The organism is Paenibacillus sp. TSA_86.1 (assembly GCF_052691815.1).
In genome coordinates this window covers 241,942-260,041 of the sequence record NZ_JBQZGE010000004.1, presented here as the reverse complement: position 1 = coordinate 260,041, position 18,100 = coordinate 241,942, and the positions used below count along the sequence as shown (strand labels likewise).

Below are 18,100 nucleotides of genomic sequence, written 5' to 3'. Positions count from 1 at the left end.
TTCTATTTCTCTGGCGAGCACAAGCTTATATTAAACCTATTTTGCCCGGAATGAAAAGAACAACCCTTATTAGGTTGCTCTGTTTCATTACCTATACTTGTAGACGAAATGGTTTGTGAAAAGGTTTCGAATTTTTTAAGCTTCGCCGCCGTTGTCTTGCTGCATCAGCGATACGCTGCGTTGCGGCGTGAACGTGGAGATGGCATGCTTGTAGACCATTTGCTGGCGTCCGTCGCTGTCAATGACGATCGTAAAATTGTCAAATGCCTTGATCGTCCCGCGGATTTGGAAACCGTTGGTCAGATAGACCGTAGCCGGAATGTTTTCTTTCCGCAGTTGGTTCAAGAACGTATCTTGGATGTTGATGGACTTGTTCATTAGCCGTACCCCCATTGGTTCATTTGAATTCGTAGTGTAAGTATTATTCAATATCGCTGAGTAGCTTTCGTGCTATTATATCATGAACAGTTTCATATAATCCACAAAAACCCCTTGTCCCCTTTTCCGCAGCCCCTGAATCAGAGATTTCCGAATTAGAAGACTTATCCATTATACACTGCCTTACAGATTTGCAAAAGAGGAACAAATTTCACGTAATAACCGTGTAACAAGGCCAAAAAACCTATGCCCGAAGAATGATCACTTAAAATTTATCCTGAAATAATTGGTTTGAATCATATTTGGTGAAACATTATTTTCATATAGAAGTAGCCTTAAAAATCCGACAATTCTATCATCATAAAAAAACCTCCAGCTTTTCAATTTCCATGAAAAGATAGAGGTTCCATCTGTCTGACCAAGGTTACTTCAATTTACGTGTAATCAGTTCGCTCACATGGTTGTAATGACCTTCGAAATTTTCAGTGTCTGTCATATCCACCCACTGAATGTCCTTCATATGGCGGAACCATGACAGCTGGCGTTTGGCAAAACGGCGTGTGTCCCTTTTGAGCCATTCCACCGCAGCATCCCAGCTAACTTCTCCTTGCAAGTACGCGGCAATTTCCTTGTATCCCAGGCCCTGCATGGAGATATGCCCCCGCGCAACCCCACGTTCCAGCAAGGCTTTTACCTCATCGACCAGCCCTTGCTCGATCATCAGATCGATTCGTTCTTCAACGCGTGCATATAACTTCTGGCGATCCATCGTCAAACCGATGATGAGCAGATCGTACGGAGACTCCTTTTTCTGAACAGCCAGCTGCTCCGACCATTTCTCTCCTGTTAGATGGAAAATTTCAAGCGCACGTACAATCCGTCGTTGGTCGTTCGCATGAAGACGATCCGCACTCGCTGGATCAACTTCTCTCAGCCGGTCATGGAGCGCCTGTGCCCCGTGCTGCTGAGCATAGCTGAACTGCTCTTCCCTGAAAGCTTCATCTGAACCACTATCCGAAAATTGGAAGCCATAACAGACAGACTCTACATACAGACCTGTTCCACCCACGATAAAAGGTGTTTTACCGCGTGCATGAATTTCAGGAATCAAACGTGTGCAGCTCTCCTGAAACTCAGCCACGGAATATGGATATTCCGGCTCATGTATGTCAATCAGATGATGAGGAACCCCCCTCATTTCTTCCGGCGTTATTTTCGCGGTTCCGATATTCATCTCCCGGTAAACCTGCATGGAGTCTCCCGAAATCACTTCACAGTTAAAAGCCTGTGCGAGCTCAATGCTCAATCTTGTTTTGCCTACAGCTGTTGGTCCAACCAGCACTAGCAGCTTTGGTTTTGTTTTAACTTCCGATCTCAACATTAATCACTCCGTACAAGGTTTTTGCATTGGCCCGATCCAGCACCTGGAATCCAAGCCTTTCAAACTCTGCGCTGCCGCGTTTTTCTTTCATGACCACTCGCTTGCGGGCGACTCTTATCGCCTCTCTAATGCTCTCTTCCGCTAATGCATGGGCATTCGCATAGTCCCGTAAAGGCTGGATTGCACTCGAATCCATCATCGGCTCACGAAACATCGGATCAAAATAAACCGTGTCACAGCTACCGTCAGGCAGCGAACGAAGCAGTTCCAGATGATTCTGATTCCGCAGTTCAATGCGCCGGAACGCCTCGTCTATGGAAGGCTCGTTGCTCTCATAATGGGACATGCCATCAAGTAGAAGTGTATAGAGCGGCTCGGAGCTTTCACAGGCAATCACACGGCCTTGAACACCTGTCGCAACCGCAAATACGAGTGCATCCGAACCGAGTCCGGCCGTACAGTCCACAACGGTATCTCCTTTGAGTACAGCACCTGCTTCCAGCATCGGATCAGACTCTCCACGTAGAACACGTTTGGCACGTACAAACCCCATACTCGGGTGGAATTCAAGCTCCGACGCATCCTTTCGGAACAAGCGTGCTCTACCTTTTAACACCACCAGAATCTCCTGCACCCCATACCGCTCAAGCAATTTGGGCAGAGATGTTCTGTTGCGTGCTACATAGGTGCCCCCAGTTGAAGCAGCCAGTGCTTGCGCACGTTCAACCAGAGTGGCCGCCTCCTTGTCACCCGTCGTTATATACATAATATCCCCCTATAAAACTACATCACTCGTTTAAATAATTTCTCCAGATCATATGTTGAAAATGAAATCACAATCGGTCTTCCATGTGGACAGGTGTATGGCTGCCGGCATGAACCCAGACGCTGTATCAACACTTCAGCCTCCCGATCCGTAAGCTTCTGATTTGCTTTAATCGAAGCTTTGCAGGAGCACATAATCGAAGCTGCTTCCCGCATCTTGGCCACATCAATGCTACGTTCGCTAAGAACCCATTCGGCCATTTCTTCGATAACGTCTTTTTCGTCCCCTTTGGGGAACCAGTAGGGGTGAGAACGTACGCGGAAGGTTTGTCCGCCGAAATGTTCCAGATAGACACCTGCCTGTTCAAACCAGGCAAGTCTTGCTTTTAGCTTTTCCGTCTCCGAAGGTGTGAATTCGAGTGTAATCGGCAGCAGCAGTTCCTGCGAAGCCTGGGCCGGATTGCCAAACTTCTCGTAATAATACTCGTAATTCACCCGTTCATGCGCCGCATGCTGGTCGATCAAATATAACCCTTCATCGTTTTGTGCAATTAAATACGTTCCGTGATGCTGACCAATCAGACTCAGTTCAGGGAACGCAGGCATGGAAGGATCGGAGTGCATTGCAGCTGAAAGTTTGGCTGGATCAGGCATTGCTGTCCTTTTCCAGCTGCGTTCTCCTTTTTGACCTGTCGAAGTGTAAGGCGTAAGGCTTTCCCTCACTGGAGCGCTGTATGATGGTGAACGATATGTGCCTGTTTGACCCTCGGCAGCATCTCGGGTTTCAGTTACACTCGCCACAGTCTCTTCGCCAGGGTTAGGATTACCCCCTGCGCTTTCGCCGGTATTCTTGCTTGAATTCACATTAAAGCTTTCTCGTGTATCTGTAACCAGATTCTCACTCTTCATTTCTTCGTATGCCGGAGTAGATTCTGGTGGCGCTTCAGGTAATGGATGGGTTTGCGTTAAAGCGGACGCCATCTGCTCCACTACTGATGCTGACCCATTCGCAGTGTCTGCACTTGTTCCTGTCACTGTTCCAGGCTCCGCTGGGGCATCCAGATCCGAATGATCGTCTTGTATTACTCCAGAGGATAAAGGAGCAGCTGGAGAAGATGATGAATGCAACGTTTCGGAAGGCAGCGTTTGCCCCGCGTCCTTCACATCTTTACCGTCTCTACTGTCTTTGAATGTTTTGCCAAGTGGACCATCTTGACCATAACCTGCAATAGTATCCTTTTCTTTCACCGGACCGCGCGGAAAAAGAAACTGTTCCTGAATAAAGGAACTGTCATCTCCACGTCTGATCTGCTGTTTCCGTACCTGTGGGATCAATACCTCCTGGCGCAATATACCACGCAGCGTGGTTTCCACAAACTCGTAAAGCTCCGCCTCTTTGCTGAAACGAACCTCAAGTTTCGCTGGATGTACGTTCACGTCCACGAGCGAAGGGTGCATCTCCAGTTGCAGCACCACCAGCGGGAAGCGATTAATGGGCAACAGTGTATGATAAGCTTTCAGAATCGCCTGGTTTAACCCATAGTTACGAATATATCGCCCATTCACAATCGTTGACATTCCCGCACGGTTCGCGCGTGTCCATTCCGGCAGACTAATCAGACCGCTGATTTTGTAATCCAGGTTCTCTCCCTCAATCGGCAGCATCGCTTTAGCCGCACTCGTGCCATAGATGGCTGCGACCACTTGTAACAGATCGCCGTTACCTAGCGTCTGCAGCAACGTATTTTCATTGTGGCGAAGGGTGAACGAAATATGAGGGTGAGACATCGCCATCCGATATAACACATCCGAGATGTGCCCCAGCTCGGTCTGAATGGTTTTCATATATTTTAGTCTTGCAGGTGTATTGTAAAATAACTCCTTCACCACAAACTCCGTTCCTTGTGGTGATGCAGCATCCTCATGCGCGCAGAGCTTACCGCCTTCAATCACGATACGCCGTGCTCGTCCGTCGTCTCCACTAGCGGTCAGTACTTCCACCTTGGAGACGGCTGCAATACTTGGTAGCGCCTCTCCGCGAAACCCGAGACTTGTGATCTGAAACAGATCACGTCCATGCGTTATTTTGCTGGTTGCATGACGGTAGAAAGCTGTTTCCAGATCATCCGGCTCAATGCCTGAGCCGTTATCCTTCACCCGGATGCGAAGCAGTCCACCTTCCTCGACCGCAACTTCAATCTTTGAGGCTCCCGCATCCACTGCATTTTCCAGCAGTTCCTTAACGACGGAGGCAGGACGTTCAACCACCTCACCTGCCGCGATTTGGTTGGCAATATGTTCATCAAGCACATGAATTTTCGCCACTGGCTCTCCTCCTCCCAGTTACTCAGGATAATTGCTGCGCCTTTAATTTCAGTTCATTCAAGATTTGCATCGCCTGCAAAGGCGTCATGTTCATCACATCAATCTCTTTCATATGACGGATCAGTTCGCGGGCAGGTTTATCTTCCACCATAACTGTTTTTGTAGGTTGAACAGTTGCTGACTGCGCGTCGTCGAAGATCGACAGCTGTACAACTTCCTGCTGTCCCTGTTTGGACAGCTTCTTCGTGTTTTCCTCCCGAATGAACGGCTCCTCATCAGAATTCGATGATTTGTAATGAATCGCCGCTTGCACTTCTGGCTGCTGTCTGGATGGCGCTCTGTTCTCACTCGTAAACTCACTGCCAACCGCCACCTGAGATGCAGCTTGTTCGAAGCCATGCAGCAGTCCATTGGCACGCTCAATGATGCTGTCAGGCAAGCCCGCAAGCCGTGCACAATAGATGCCATAACTGCTGCTTGCCGCCCCCGCAATCAACTTGCGGAGGAAGTTCACCTTGTCTCCGCTCTCCTGAACCGCCATCGAATAGTTAGCCAGCCTGTCCAGACTTTCCTCCAGATGAGCCAGCTCATGGAAGTGCGTCGATACCAGCGCTTTACAGCCAATCACGTCATGCACATATTCAATGACCGATTGTGCAATCGCCATCCCCTCACTGGTTGAAGTTCCGCGTCCTAATTCATCGATGATGATCAGACTGCGCGGTGTTGCTTTTTCGGTCATGACCTGAATATCTGCCATCTCCACCATAAACGTACTTTGACCGCCAATCAGATCATCCGCAGCACCAATCCGGGTGAATATCCGATCCATGATCGGTACTTCCGCTTGACCCGCAGGCACGAAGCAACCAATCTGCGCCAGAATCGAGATCAGCGCCACTTGTCTCATATACGTACTTTTCCCCGCCATATTCGGGCCGGTAATCAGCAGAATACGTGCTTCTTCCTTGGTCATCTCGGTGTGATTGGCAATAAAAGCGCCATCCCGCATGACGGCTTCCACGACCGGATGTCGTCCTTGCTCGACAACCAGATTATATCCATCGGTCAGCACGGGCCGCACAAAATTACGCTCCGCACTAATCACAGCAAAGGATTGATATACATCAATTTCAGCCACTTGCTCAGCAAGCTTCTGTAGACGTGCAATCTCTTTGTTAAGACGCTCACGTAACTCTGCAAACAGACCATACTCGATATCGACCATTTTGTCCTGAGCTTCAAGAATCAATGTTTCCTTCTCTTTCAGTTCAGGCGTGATATAACGTTCCGCATTCGCAAGTGTTTGTTTACGCTCATATCGCCCCTCAGGAAGTGAAGCAAGATTCGATTTGGTAATTTCGATATAATATCCGAAAACTTTGTTGTACCCGATTTTCAGCGAACGAATGCCCGTGGCTTCACGTTCTCTTGCTTCCAGCTCGGCAATCCACCGTTTACCGTTCACGGAAGCTTCTCGCAACTCATCCAGACGAGCGTGGTAACCTTCGCGGATCAAGCCTCCATCTCTAACCGACACTGGCGGTTCGTCCACAATGGCCTGTCCAATCTCATCACGTAAATCCGCGCAATCATCCATCGTTTCAGCAATGTGTCTAAGCGTTGTAGACGAAGAAGCTTCACAGTGCTGGCGCAAACTCGGAATTTTGTCCAGAGACGATTTGAGCGCATTCAGATCACGACCGTTGGCATTACCAAAAGCAATTCGTCCCACCAGACGTTCCAGGTCATAGATGTCTTTCAGCTCAGCTCGCAGATCCTCACGCAGAATAAACTGATTGTACAGGGTGTCTACCGCTTCCAGCCGTTCATTGATCTTTCCTTTTTGCAGAAGAGGTTTATCTACCCAGCGCCGCATCATGCGGGCCCCCATAGATGTCTCCGTGCGATCCAGCAGCCACAGCAATGAACCCTTCTTGGAACGTTCCCGTACGGTTTCCACCAGCTCCAGATTACGGCGTGTAAACGGGTCCAGAATCATATAATGATTCGGCTCATACGCAGATATCTGTGTCAATTGTCCAAGCGAGCGCTTCTGCGTCTCGCTTAGGTACGAAAACAGGCGGGCTACACATGCCTGACGTTCCGGCTCCAGCCTTGCCCATACGGACTCGCCAAATTGCTGACGCACGAGATCTTCCTTACTTTTGGTCCAGGCGGTGTAGACTACAGGACGCCCAATCGGAGATGACTCGGATTCTACCAGTTCCAGCAGGGCTGCATCTCCCAGAAGTTCAGACGGCTCGTAGATACCAATTTCGTCCTTAAGCCATTCCTTGGAATAAGGGACAGATGTCACGTACAGTTCTCCAGTAGACAGGTCACAGGCAGCAAGAGCGAGTGTGTTTTGGTTACCGGTCAGACATACCATATAGTTGTTGGACTTGTCTCCCAGCGTCTTGCCTTCCATCACAGTTCCCGGCGTAACCACACGAACGATCTCGCGACGTACCATGCCTTTGGTTACTGTCGGATCTTCCATCTGCTCACAGATGGCTACTTTATACCCTTTCTCAATCAGACGCTGTATGTAATTTTCAGCCGAATGATAGGGCACGCCGCACATCGGAATTTTGTCGTCCGTTCCCCCGTTACGTGCCGTTAATGTAATTTCCAGTTCCCTTGAAGCATGGATTGCATCATCGAAGAACATTTCGTAAAAATCACCTAGTCTGAAAAAAAGAAATGCATCCTGTGCTTCGGCCTTCACTTGCAAATATTGTTGAATCATTGGCGTATACTGAGCCATGATATCGATCCACCATCCGTTCCTATGATGTCAGGAAGATATGTCCTTGGAAGGCAATAAGGCGGTCAGGCACCAAAAACGCACCTCCGCCTTATGTCGGGCTATCCACCTGTTCCTTCAAGGGCTTACCGTTTCATATCTTCCGTATCTTAACGTATTAAAAGTCCTATATTTCATTATAACAAAAAAATGCCGCTTCTTCATGAACCTGCCCGAATATTCCAAAGTTTACGGATATCCCGGCTCTCGTCCCAGGTATGCCCCCGTTTGAACTGCCGCATCAAAGGAGCCGCATACCGCTCATAGCGGGCATATGCGCTCAATTGCTTGAGATCATCCATCAACGAGGGAATAGATGCCATCATGGTGTCTCGCTGCCCGTCATAAAACGCGGAATGCACCTTCGCTTCCGCCAGTGGGTGCTGCTTTAACTCATCGTAGCTGCACGCGATCAGACCTGCGAGGGCAACCACACCTTTGGCCACCACGGGAGAAACGAGAAAACTCGGCAAGGTTCGATATTCGAATCCGCCATAAGATTTCAGGCGAAAGTCACCGAGCGTCCCATACCTCGGCCGTCTGCCCGATCCACGCGGATCTTGCAGTACTGCGAGTGGCAGCGCCAAATAATTGTCCAGTGCACGCAGTAATCTGCCCGTCAATTGCACACCACTAAAATGAATGTGACCACCCAGCGGAAGCCCTCGTTGAGGCATTCCCCCTGCCTGCCAGATCAAAGAGGGGTCACTAATGCTGCGTGATGCTGCCGCAAAAGCCCGCAGCAAATGAGACAACAACTCACGCGGCTCAGCACTCGGGGCGGGCCGAAGCTCGGCAACAGGGTACACCCTTCTGCCCCCAATCGTTACCGAATCACATCCTGCGACACCCGCGCGTTCGAGATAACGGGAGGCAGGTACGATTTTGGACTCAGGCATCTGCACCAGTAGAAACTCCGGGTCCATGCCGAGTACAGGAACCCGGTTCCCCTGCCGTTCCTGATCTAATAAATCCTGATGTTGCTGCCAGCTTTCCCTGTACAGGGCAGCAAGGTCTGTTACACCTTTCCACGGGCTTGGATCAACCGAAATGACTGCACACCCACCATTCCCTGAAGATTCCAAGCGGACAGCCCCGTGATCCAGCCCTAATGTGTACAAGGTCTTAATCGCAAGGCGCTCTACACGTTTATACACGGACGAAGCTGACTCGCGATCCAGTTCCCCTTCTTGCCTTGCTCCCATTCCGCTTGTGTCTTTGCGTCTAATCCGAATCGCCTGAAGACAACTGATATCTACATCATACCGCACGCGCAACCCAGGTTCCCGCTGTCGCTGATCCCTTGTGGACAGCACTTCGACCCCTGCCTGTTTTAACCGCGCTATTCGTACACCGGAGCCCAGACGTGTATATGCCCGGGCAGCCTCTTCGGCTTCTTCCATGACGTTCATTCCATCCCCCCTCTCGCCATACTCCTGCTTATCAAAAAAAGACCCCGCAGCTGCGGAGCCTTCCCGTTAGATTCTTCAGGTACATGATCAGGCTCGTCACAACCCATTTTTTGTACTTTATGAAAGAAAGAGGGCTTATGCCCTCTCACCGCACCGTGTGGTGCATATGATACCTTAGGTTATGAACATTCACTTTCTCATTCGGGATGAGCAACTTACAGCTCATCATCCAGCAGGTCTGGATCGAGATCATCATAGTCTCCATCCGCGCTGCCATAGTCATAATCCTTGTCTTCGTAATCACCGCAACCATCCGTGCATACCTTCACACAGACTTTCGTTTCAGCCACGAGCTCTACAGCGAATTCCCGCTCAACCCGGATAATTACGCTGCCGCCACCCGCGGACACTGTGGCTTCCACACAGCTAGGTTCCTGCGTTGCATCCGCAGATACCTCTACTGTGGAGGTCCGGTGTTTCGGGTCCAGATAGGACAAAGGCACATGTTCTACATACGATACCGTTTCTTTAGCTACATCTGTCTGAGAATTTTTGTCATAGGAATACCAGATGTTGATATCGTAAGTACCAATAACTTCAATCCCGTCCCCCGCTGATACGGCTTCATACTGGTGGTTGATAATCCAAGCCCCCAAAATACTGGTCGGACCATTTGGCGGAGTCACGGTATGTGTTACGGTAGAGAACTTACGACCTTTGCCGCAGATCGCCTTCGTGATAATCTCTCTACATTGATGTTTATGACTCAATGACATCTTTAAACCTCCTCCATACAATCATTCACTACAAGTGTATGCAGGACATCCGTCTAGGGTGACAACTATTTTCTATTATTCGTTTACAGATTGGGAGCGATCTGAGATTGGAGAAGGCGCTTTGTCCTTCTTGGCGATTTTCAGATACATAGAAAGCTCGCGGCACAGCTGGAGAATAGCGGAACGCATCTCGAATTCTTCACGTGTATCGGGCAACTCCATTTGTCTGAATTCTTCCTGCACATCCGCCAGCAATTTTTCTGTCCGTCCGGTATACGATTCGGTCAACACATCTTGACTCAGCTGGTCGAACAGCTCCGCCACCATCTCGGCATGAGGCATTTTCTGATAGACCTGGGATACAAGATGCATCATGTGCTGGATGGAATCCAGTTGGGTTTTACGCATATAAAAGTATACACTCCAGCCTTCATTCGGATGAATGACCTGGTTCTCCAGTGAACGTTTGGCCGCTTCAATTCCGCCGAGTACGGCTTTATCCGCTTCAATTAATTCTTTGCCTGCCCATACTTCATTAGGGTTACGCAAGGTTGTCGAGAACTCCTGGAAGATTTTCGAGAACAACTCATCGATCCGTTTACGTATCCGGAACATCTGTGGATCAGCTGCCGGCATATACGCCAGATTCACAATCATCGCTGAACCAAGACCAATCAAGAGCAGAGCAATCTGTACGAGAATGACATGCACATCCATCTCTCCACCGCTAAATACCCGAAACACCACGACAGAACCTGTAACAATGCCTTCCTTAAAGCCCACCCGAACAATGACCGGGAAAGCCGTTAGTATGTATACTGCCAGCACCCAATAATGGAAGCCGAGAAAGTGAAAAAGTACACTTGCAAACAAAAGACCGACTACCGAGGCAAAGAAACGTGCCGATATCGTTCGAATACTCCTTTTTCTAGTTACATCTACGCCCAGAATCGCAAGCAAACCTGCTGACGTAGGTCCTGGCAAACGACACCAGTCCGCAATCAGTACAGCCATCAGCGCTGCGATTGCTGTTTTAATGACTCTAAAACCCATTTCACATTCCATCTCCTCTAAGCTGTACAAAAGTTCGTGGTCCATATGTCGTCTGTTTAGTATGACTCAACCCGTTACAAACTAGACGACATCAACCGGCATGCGCAAAACATGCCGGTCACAGAAACATACCACGAAGAAGAAACAACGGCCCTTGCTGCATCAGAATCATTAGCTGCTGCCAAAGGACAGCCGCTAATCTTCTGTGTTTCTGCCCGGCACTGAAGTACTTCCTTCCATCAAATATCCTACTTGATTTTACTATTGGGGGCAACGTGACACCTCTTGTGAAATTGTGTACATATGGTGAAGAATTATAAACAGATCTTTCGGTTACCCTTAATTTCGAGTTATCTTCTGCGGCCGGTTAACAACTTACGCTCGGCATAGACAACCAGCTGATACATCCCGGTCGCTACGGCTGCAATGATCAACAGACTCGATAATACAAGGGTGAAGTTGAATACCTGGAATCCGTAAATAATTAAATAACCCAGCCCCTGTTTGGCTACCAGAAATTCACCCACGATGACCCCCACCCAGGCCATACCCACATTTACTTTTAACGTAGATACAATCGTAGGGAATGAAGCAGGGAACACAACCTTGGCAAAAATTTCAGAACGATCCCCTCCAAAGGTGCGGATGACCTTGATATAGTTGGGATCAACTTCATTGAAACTGTTGTATACAACGAGTGTTGTAATGATTACCGTAATGGAGAGCGTGGTCATCACAATGGCCGTAAATCCCGCCCCGAACATCACGATAAAGATCGGTCCGAGCGCAACCTTGGGCATGCTGTTAAACACAACCATATAGGGGTCCAGGACTTTGGACAAAAAAGGAGACCACCAGATCAGAACCGCAAGCAACGTTCCGACAAGTGTCCCCAGTAAAAAACCGACGACTGTTTCACCTACGGTTACCCCGACATGTGCCCATATTTCACCGCTGGCAACATCCTTGCCAATCTGTCCAAAGATTTTACTCGGATAACTGAAGAGAAGCACATCAATCCACCGCAGTCTGCCCGCCAGCTCCCAGAGTAAAAACATGCAGACCAAGATGGACAGCTGAACCGTAAGAATATGATGCCGCCACTTAGCCATCTTACGATTGTGGTCACGATGAAGCTCTTCCAGCCAACCTTCACGTACTGACTGCCTGCCTTGTCCTGAATGGTTTTGACTCACGTATCTTTCTCACCTCCTCCAGACTGAACGAGTTCGTTCCACAGCGACTGAAACAGCTCATTGAAGCCCTCTTGCTCCCTTGCATGGAAGGGCTGTGCCTGCCGAATATGTTCGGGAATATCGAAATCTCGCCGGATGCGTCCAGGATTACGATCCAGCACAATGACTCGGTCGCTGACCGCAATCGCTTCTGACAAATCGTGTGTGACCAGCACAGAGGTTTTACCATACTCTTTTAACGTATCCGAGACGAGATCTTCGAGCTGTAGTTTGGTTTGATAATCCAGTGCCGAGAAAGGTTCATCCAGCAGGAGAATTGCAGGGTCTGTGGCAAGTGTTCGAACGAGGGCTACCCGCTGTCTCATCCCCCCTGATAATTCAGACGGATACTGCTCCTCTGTCCCGCCAAGCCCCATACTGATCAGAAGTTCACGAGTACGCTCTCTGCTCTGCGCGTGCAGATTGCCTGTCAACTCAAGCCCAATCAATGCATTGTCCAGAATGGTGCGCCATGGGAAAAGGTAGTCCTGCTGCAGCATATAACCCATCCGGGCAGAGGGACCCTGAACCGGCTTGCCTTCAACTTCAACCTCTCCTCGTGTGGGCTTCAGCAGTCCAGCCATAATTGACAATAACGTTGTTTTGCCACATCCACTCGGTCCTACCAGACTCACAAATTCCCCTTGGTTGATCTCCAGACTTAAATCCTCAATGACGAGTGATGCTTCGCGTTCACTGACATACACTTGAGAGATATTCTCCAGTCGGATCACGTTCCCGGAACCAGCCATTGATGCTCACTTCCTTCCCTGGAGCGCCTGTTCTGCAAAGGACGAATCGACAATGGTGTTCAGTTCAACCCGTTCCTTTAATTCTCCGGCAGCGCTCATCACATTCAGCAGGTTGTTCCACTCATCACCATCAATGATCGGATCTGTTGCATACGTGCCTTGTTCCTTATACCGGCTTACACTGCTGGTTAGAATCGCTGGATCAATGTCTTTGAAAAACGGGGTGATCACTTGTGCAATCTCCTCCGCTGTATGGGAATCCACCCAAAGCTGAGCTTTGTGCAATGCATTCGTGAATTTTTGTACGAGTTCCTGGTTTTCGTTCAGATAACTTTGTTTGGTCATAAAAACCGTATAAGGCAGATGCCCGCTTTCCGTTCCAAACGATGCCACAACTTTTCCTCTGCCCTCTTGTTCAAAGATCGATGCCTGCGGTTCAAACAGCTGGACATAATCCCCCGTGCCTGAAGCAAAGGCGGAAGCAATATTGGCAAAATCCACATTTTGAATCAGTTCCAGATCACTTGACGGGTTAATACCATGTTTGTTTAGAGCAAACTCCCCGGCCATTTGCGGCATGCCACCTTTCCGCTGCCCGAGAAATACACTTTGTCTTAATTGCTCCCAATCAAAGCTGTCCGGGGCATTCCGTGCGAACAAAAACGTTCCGTCCGTCTGGGTGAGCTGAGCAAAGTTAATGACCGGGTCTTCTGCCCCCTGTTGATAAACATAGATGGACGTTTCTGCTCCCACCAGCGCGATATCCACCGAACCCGCGAGCAATGCTGCCATCGTTTTATCGCCGCCAGCCGTTGTTTGTATATCGACCTCAAGCCCTTCTTCTGCAAAAAAACCTTGAGCCACGGCTACATATTCCGGTGCGTAAAATACAGAACGAGTCACTTCACCAATCGTAATCTTGGCTTCGTTCTCTTCTTTATTGCAGCTCGTCAGCGCCACAATGAGAATCAACAGAATCACAATGCCCCGCACAAACCATGGCGTATATTTCATCTTATTTCCCTCCTTTACTGGGTTCAGCAGCTTCTCTTTACTATGAATATGCCGAGGCCCATTAAAAGGTTAAGAACTTGCACACAAAAAAAAGGCCAACCAGAAATTTCTGGCTGACCTCCATCAGGCACGTTATAGTTTGTAAATTTCAGCATATTTGGCTTCCAAATAGTCAGCCAAGTAATCCGGATTCAGTTCTTCACCGGTTACTGCAACAATTAACTCCGACGGAGTACGGCTTTTACCATAACGATAGATCTTGTCTGTAAGCCATTCTTTGATTGGAAGCAGGTTACCTTGCGCAATCAGACGATCGAACTCCGGCATTTCTTTACGCAACGTATGCATGATCTGTGCGGCATACATATTGCCCAAAGAATAAGATGCGAAATAACCGAAATCTCCACCGGACCAGTGCACATCTTGGAGCACACCCTCACCATCGTTGGTTGGCATAATTCCGAGGTATTCCTTGTATTTGCTGTTCCACGTTTCTGGCAGATCCTTCACTTCCAGACCTTCATTGAACAGCATTTTCTCAATCTCATAACGAATAATAATATGCAAATTGTAAGTCAGCTCGTCCGCTTCAATCCGGATCAGAGAGCTCTCTACACGGTTAATTGCGCGATAGAAATCTTCCAGCTTCACTTCACTCAGTTGCGGGAAATGCTGCTGCAGATCTTTGTAATAACGTGTCCAGAACGGCAGGCTGCGCCCAATCATATTCTCCCAAAGACGAGACTGTGACTCGTGGATACCCATCGATGTGCCTTCGGCCAGCAATGTACCCGCCAGACTTTCATCGATATTTTGTTCATATAGGGCATGTCCACCTTCGTGCAGGGAGCTAAAGATGGCACTTGTTACATCGTCCTGCAGGTAGTTGGTCGTAATCCGGACGTCACCTGGATTCAGGCCTGTTGCAAATGGATGCACACTTTCGTCCAGACGGCCTGCTTCAAAGTCATATCCCATCTGTTCCAGGATGAACAGACTGAATTTCTCCTGCTGATCCGTCTCAAATATCTGATTCAGGAAATCAGTACGGGGCTTGTTCTCAGACGCATTGATTTTCTCCTGAAGTGGAACGAGACGTGCCTTGAGGCGGGCAAATACAGCGTCTACTTTTTCCACAGTCAATCCGGGTTCGTACATGTCCAGCAAGGTATCATACCTCGTATCCTTAACACCCCAGTAATCGATAAACTCCTGTTTGAGCTTCACGATATCCGTGAGGTATGGCGAGAATCCGGCATAGTCACTGTTATGTTTGGCATCTTCCCATGCCGTCTCCGATTTCGCGGTAAGTACGGTATATGTCTGGACTTTATCCGGCGGAACTGACTGACTGCGCTCATACTCCTTCTTGCATTCGTCTACCAGACGGCGGTCGGTATCTTCAAGTTGTTCCAGCACGTTTGGCTCGGTCAATGTATCCAGATAAGATTTCATCTCGGCGGAAGTTTGCAGTTTGAATGCTTCGGTAGAAAGCATCCCCAGCGTTTCCGAGCGAGTCGGAACTCCTTTTTTCGGTGCTCCTGTGCGCAAATCCCAGTGAAGCAAACCGATGGCTTCATGATAACTTTTTATTTTACGGGCCAGAATAAGGAAAGATTGCAATTGCTGCTGTGTTTGTTTATTCATTGTTACCGCTCACCTCTTCAAAAAAAATGTGTACACCCTATTGATGATACTTTTTGCATTGCGTATAATCAACTTTTGACAGAACCATCTTGCATTATTCTACTAAAAAGAAAAGAATAACGTGGTCTGCTGATCGCGGCATTCAACTAATCAAAGGCGTGTAGGACAGGCTGCATCTCATGCAAATGGCCGTGCTCGTCGTATTGGATAACAGGAGGCAATGGACATGAACAACATTCAAGAGATTTTGGCTTACAACAAATCATTTGTCGAGACTAAAGAATACGAGAAGTATACGGCTAGCAAGTTTCCAACCAAAAAGATGGTCATTATCACTTGTATGGATACTCGTCTTGTCGAGATGCTGCCGAAAGCGATGAATCTGAAGAATGGCGATGTAAAAATCATCAAAAACGCAGGCGCAATTATCTCCCAGCCTTTTGGTAGTGTTATGCGTTCCGTGCTGGTAGCTATCTATGAACTGGGCGCAGACGAAGTCTTGGTGGTAGGTCATACAGAATGTGGTATGGCTTCACTGCATGCTGAAACGATGATCGGTCACATGAAAGAACGCGGAATTTCCGAAGAGGTCATGTCCACACTTGAAAATTCCGGCATCCGTCTGCAAAAATGGTTGCGCGGGTTTGATAGTGTACAAGAAGGGGTAAGAGGAACTGTGGAAGTCATCAAGAAACATCCATTACTTCCTCCCAATGTACCTGTTCACGGTATGGTCATTGATTCGGCCACAGGCGAACTTGATCTTGTCGCTGACGGGTATGGACAACAGGCATCTCTCTAAATGGTTTGGAGTGCGGACCTTGATGGTTCGCACTTTTTTTTGTCTAAATTAAGGCAGTTATCCTGTCAGGTTGTCAAACCATACAGTTTCAGTGTACACTTTTATGAAAGCGGTCAACGAACGCAAAACGTTTGTTTTCGTTGGCCCAGCCCTAATATTAAGGAGACATGTGCATGAACATACTTTCCTACGGATTGCTCGGGCTGCTTACCCGCGAGGAGTCTTCCGGTTATGATCTGATGCTGAAGATTCAGCCGCATTGGCAGGCCAAACACAGCCAGATCTACCCGCTCCTGTCCAAGATGGAAAACGATGAGTTACTCGCCTCCCGCTGGGTACAACAGTCTGACAAACCGGACAAAAAAATGTATGCAGTTACGGAAAAAGGCATTCAGAAGTTACTGGAGTGGATGATTACTCCGGTTACGGCACCCGTTACGCGTGATGAATTCAATCTTCGCATTCTATGTGTCGGGATTGCCGAAGATGGCAGTATGAGACGCATTCTGAACGAGCGTAAAAGCTGGTTCATGGAGCGCATACGGTATTTTGAGGATTTGAAATCACGAATACCACAGGATAATCTTCGGGTAGGCAACCGGGATTTTGGAAGCTACATTCTGGTACAAAAAGGGTTAATGCATGCCCAGACGGGTCTGGAATGGTGTCATTGGGTGACCCAGCTTCTCGATGGTCAAGCTGCTATTCAAGATCCAAGTCCAAGTATTTCAGAAATTTAAATTAAATTTTGAAACGTTCCAGGCAGGTTGACCGTATTACATGAGTAAGGCCCATTTTGGGCGGAAATTAAACAAATTTAATCAGGGGGTACGATCTATACAATGAAGAAAAAATTCGGAGTTAAACATCTAATGATGGTTTTCATGGCATTTACACTACTGTTCGCAACCGTTGGTGTTGCAAACCCGGACAGTGCTGATGCAAGACGAGGCGGCGGATTCAAATCCGGTACGAAAAGTTATAGCAATACCCCTAAGAAATCCGACAATAACGTAAGTCAGTCGAATTCCCGTAACAATTCCAATACTGGCGCAGCTGCGAATAACCGTGGTGGATTCTTTGGCGGTGGCGGCGGATTCATGAAAGGTATGATGCTGGGTGGTCTTGCCGGTATGATGTTCGGCGGACTGTTTGGCGGCATGGGAGCACTCGGTAACATTCTTGGATTGCTCGTTAACGTAGCAGCAATTATGCTGATTGTAATGCTCGCTATGGCATTGTTCAGAGCGATTACCAATCGTCGCAAGCCTGCAGCAGATGGCCGTTATGACCGTCGTGACGACCGTGATGATGATCGTAACAGAAACGGACGGTACTAAGGTCTATGGTTCTGAGTATGGATGAGATTGTGAATGCGATTTGCATTCACATGGCAGAGCGCAAAGGTGTGCGTCCTACAGACGTAAACGTCGAACTGAGCTGGGAAGAAGATACAGGTTATTCCGCAGAAGTCTGGATTCAGGGCCGCAGTCAGTTTTTGGTCGAATCTAACATGATTGAAGCGATTCTTCGTTACCTGCACAGCGAGTACAATATTCGTGCGTACCGTGAAGATGTCACCCTGGATCTGGACGAAGAGATCACCGCGATTGTTAATCAACATTAAAATATAGCTAGCTACCAGCTTGTTATACAAAAGACCGTCTCTCCTCTGTCATCTGACAAAAATGGGAGACGGTCTTTTTGATTGCTTGATTTGTGATTGTACAACGGTGAGCACTCACACCTGT

The 18,100-nt window shown here is 48.3% G+C and carries 16 protein-coding genes; 4 read left to right on the top strand and 12 right to left on the bottom strand.

Going from position 1 to position 18,100, the window contains the following annotated elements:
• Positions 1-135: 135 nt before the first annotated feature.
• The 12 genes from hfq to ACUTVW_RS12305 form a co-directional block, all read right to left on the bottom strand.
• Positions 136-378 carry an RNA chaperone Hfq gene (gene hfq, locus ACUTVW_RS12360; RefSeq protein ID WP_090916826.1) on the bottom strand — a complete coding sequence of 81 codons (243 nt, stop codon included), beginning with the start codon at positions 376-378 and terminating at the stop codon, positions 136-138.
• Positions 379-802: 424 nt separating this feature from the next.
• Complete coding sequence (gene miaA, locus ACUTVW_RS12355) at positions 803-1,759, bottom strand: tRNA (adenosine(37)-N6)-dimethylallyltransferase MiaA (RefSeq protein WP_445646075.1); 957 nt, start codon at positions 1,757-1,759, stop codon at positions 803-805.
• Positions 1,740-2,525, bottom strand: a complete 786-nt coding sequence (locus ACUTVW_RS12350) for a class I SAM-dependent methyltransferase (protein ID WP_445646074.1) — start codon at positions 2,523-2,525, stop codon at positions 1,740-1,742. Before ACUTVW_RS12350 ends, miaA begins: the two co-directional genes overlap by 20 nt.
• A gap of 17 nt (positions 2,526-2,542) precedes the next feature.
• The gene (gene mutL, locus ACUTVW_RS12345) at positions 2,543-4,849 is read right to left on the bottom strand and encodes a DNA mismatch repair endonuclease MutL (RefSeq protein WP_445646073.1); all 2,307 of its coding nucleotides are present in this window, start codon (positions 4,847-4,849) and stop codon (positions 2,543-2,545) included.
• A gap of 22 nt (positions 4,850-4,871) precedes the next feature.
• Positions 4,872-7,619: a DNA mismatch repair protein MutS gene (mutS, locus tag ACUTVW_RS12340; RefSeq protein WP_445646072.1), complete on the bottom strand. Its 2,748-nt coding sequence runs from the start codon at positions 7,617-7,619 to the stop codon at positions 4,872-4,874.
• A 200-nt stretch (positions 7,620-7,819) separates the two neighbouring features.
• On the bottom strand, positions 7,820-9,070 hold the full coding sequence (locus ACUTVW_RS12335) for a putative amidoligase domain-containing protein (protein ID WP_445646071.1): 1,251 nt from the start codon (positions 9,068-9,070) through the stop codon (positions 7,820-7,822).
• Positions 9,071-9,285: 215 nt separating this feature from the next.
• Positions 9,286-9,846 carry an outer spore coat protein CotE gene (locus ACUTVW_RS12330; protein WP_123065763.1) on the bottom strand — a complete coding sequence of 187 codons (561 nt, stop codon included), beginning with the start codon at positions 9,844-9,846 and terminating at the stop codon, positions 9,286-9,288.
• Positions 9,847-9,921: 75 nt separating this feature from the next.
• A complete protein-coding gene (locus ACUTVW_RS12325; protein ID WP_445646070.1) occupies positions 9,922-10,899 on the bottom strand; it encodes an aromatic acid exporter family protein in 978 nt (325 codons plus the stop codon).
• A 350-nt stretch (positions 10,900-11,249) separates the two neighbouring features.
• Positions 11,250-12,011, bottom strand: a complete 762-nt coding sequence (locus ACUTVW_RS12320; RefSeq protein WP_445646146.1) for an ABC transporter permease — start codon at positions 12,009-12,011, stop codon at positions 11,250-11,252.
• Positions 12,012-12,091: 80 nt separating this feature from the next.
• Entirely contained in the window at positions 12,092-12,886 is a 795-nt protein-coding gene (locus ACUTVW_RS12315) for an ABC transporter ATP-binding protein (RefSeq protein ID WP_445646069.1), read from the bottom strand.
• A gap of 6 nt (positions 12,887-12,892) precedes the next feature.
• Complete coding sequence (locus ACUTVW_RS12310) at positions 12,893-13,900, bottom strand: ABC transporter substrate-binding protein (protein ID WP_445646068.1); 1,008 nt, start codon at positions 13,898-13,900, stop codon at positions 12,893-12,895.
• Positions 13,901-14,032: 132 nt separating this feature from the next.
• On the bottom strand, positions 14,033-15,547 hold the full coding sequence (locus tag ACUTVW_RS12305; protein WP_445646067.1) for a carboxypeptidase M32: 1,515 nt from the start codon (positions 15,545-15,547) through the stop codon (positions 14,033-14,035).
• 226 nt (positions 15,548-15,773) lie between these two features.
• Between ACUTVW_RS12305 and ACUTVW_RS12300 the strand changes: the two genes are divergently transcribed.
• The 4 genes from ACUTVW_RS12300 (at position 15,774) to ACUTVW_RS12285 (ending at position 17,976) form a co-directional block, all read left to right on the top strand.
• Positions 15,774-16,349 (top strand): beta-class carbonic anhydrase, encoded by a 576-nt coding sequence (locus tag ACUTVW_RS12300; RefSeq protein WP_445646066.1) that lies wholly within the window; start codon positions 15,774-15,776, stop codon positions 16,347-16,349.
• A gap of 173 nt (positions 16,350-16,522) precedes the next feature.
• Positions 16,523-17,089 carry a PadR family transcriptional regulator gene (locus ACUTVW_RS12295; protein ID WP_251505293.1) on the top strand — a complete coding sequence of 189 codons (567 nt, stop codon included), beginning with the start codon at positions 16,523-16,525 and terminating at the stop codon, positions 17,087-17,089.
• A gap of 102 nt (positions 17,090-17,191) precedes the next feature.
• Positions 17,192-17,689: a hypothetical protein gene (locus ACUTVW_RS12290; RefSeq protein ID WP_445646065.1), complete on the top strand. Its 498-nt coding sequence runs from the start codon at positions 17,192-17,194 to the stop codon at positions 17,687-17,689.
• A 5-nt stretch (positions 17,690-17,694) separates the two neighbouring features.
• Positions 17,695-17,976 (top strand): YxcD family protein, encoded by a 282-nt coding sequence (locus ACUTVW_RS12285; protein WP_090916857.1) that lies wholly within the window; start codon positions 17,695-17,697, stop codon positions 17,974-17,976.
• Positions 17,977-18,100: the final 124 nt, after the last annotated feature.

Bases quoted from the DNA above. Each gene is read 5' to 3' on its own strand.
- hfq (WP_090916826.1), bottom strand. From the start codon at position 378: ATGAACAAGTCCATCAACATCCAAGATACGTTCTTGAACCAACTGCGG.
- miaA (WP_445646075.1), bottom strand. From the start codon at position 1,759: ATGTTGAGATCGGAAGTTAAAACAAAACCAAAGCTGCTAGTGCTGGTT.
- ACUTVW_RS12350 (WP_445646074.1), bottom strand. From the start codon at position 2,525: ATGTATATAACGACGGGTGACAAGGAGGCGGCCACTCTGGTTGAACGT.
- mutS (WP_445646072.1), bottom strand. From the start codon at position 7,619: ATGGCTCAGTATACGCCAATGATTCAACAATATTTGCAAGTGAAGGCC.
- ACUTVW_RS12335 (WP_445646071.1), bottom strand. From the start codon at position 9,070: ATGAACGTCATGGAAGAAGCCGAAGAGGCTGCCCGGGCATATACACGT.
- ACUTVW_RS12330 (WP_123065763.1), bottom strand. From the start codon at position 9,846: ATGTCATTGAGTCATAAACATCAATGTAGAGAGATTATCACGAAGGCG.
- ACUTVW_RS12325 (WP_445646070.1), bottom strand. From the start codon at position 10,899: ATGGGTTTTAGAGTCATTAAAACAGCAATCGCAGCGCTGATGGCTGTA.
- ACUTVW_RS12320 (WP_445646146.1), bottom strand. From the start codon at position 12,011: ATGGCTAAGTGGCGGCATCATATTCTTACGGTTCAGCTGTCCATCTTG.
- ACUTVW_RS12315 (WP_445646069.1), bottom strand. From the start codon at position 12,886: ATGGCTGGTTCCGGGAACGTGATCCGACTGGAGAATATCTCTCAAGTG.
- ACUTVW_RS12310 (WP_445646068.1), bottom strand. From the start codon at position 13,900: ATGAAATATACGCCATGGTTTGTGCGGGGCATTGTGATTCTGTTGATT.
- ACUTVW_RS12305 (WP_445646067.1), bottom strand. From the start codon at position 15,547: ATGAATAAACAAACACAGCAGCAATTGCAATCTTTCCTTATTCTGGCC.
- ACUTVW_RS12300 (WP_445646066.1), top strand. From the start codon at position 15,774: ATGAACAACATTCAAGAGATTTTGGCTTACAACAAATCATTTGTCGAG.
- ACUTVW_RS12295 (WP_251505293.1), top strand. From the start codon at position 16,523: ATGAACATACTTTCCTACGGATTGCTCGGGCTGCTTACCCGCGAGGAG.
- ACUTVW_RS12290 (WP_445646065.1), top strand. From the start codon at position 17,192: ATGAAGAAAAAATTCGGAGTTAAACATCTAATGATGGTTTTCATGGCA.
- ACUTVW_RS12285 (WP_090916857.1), top strand. From the start codon at position 17,695: ATGGTTCTGAGTATGGATGAGATTGTGAATGCGATTTGCATTCACATG.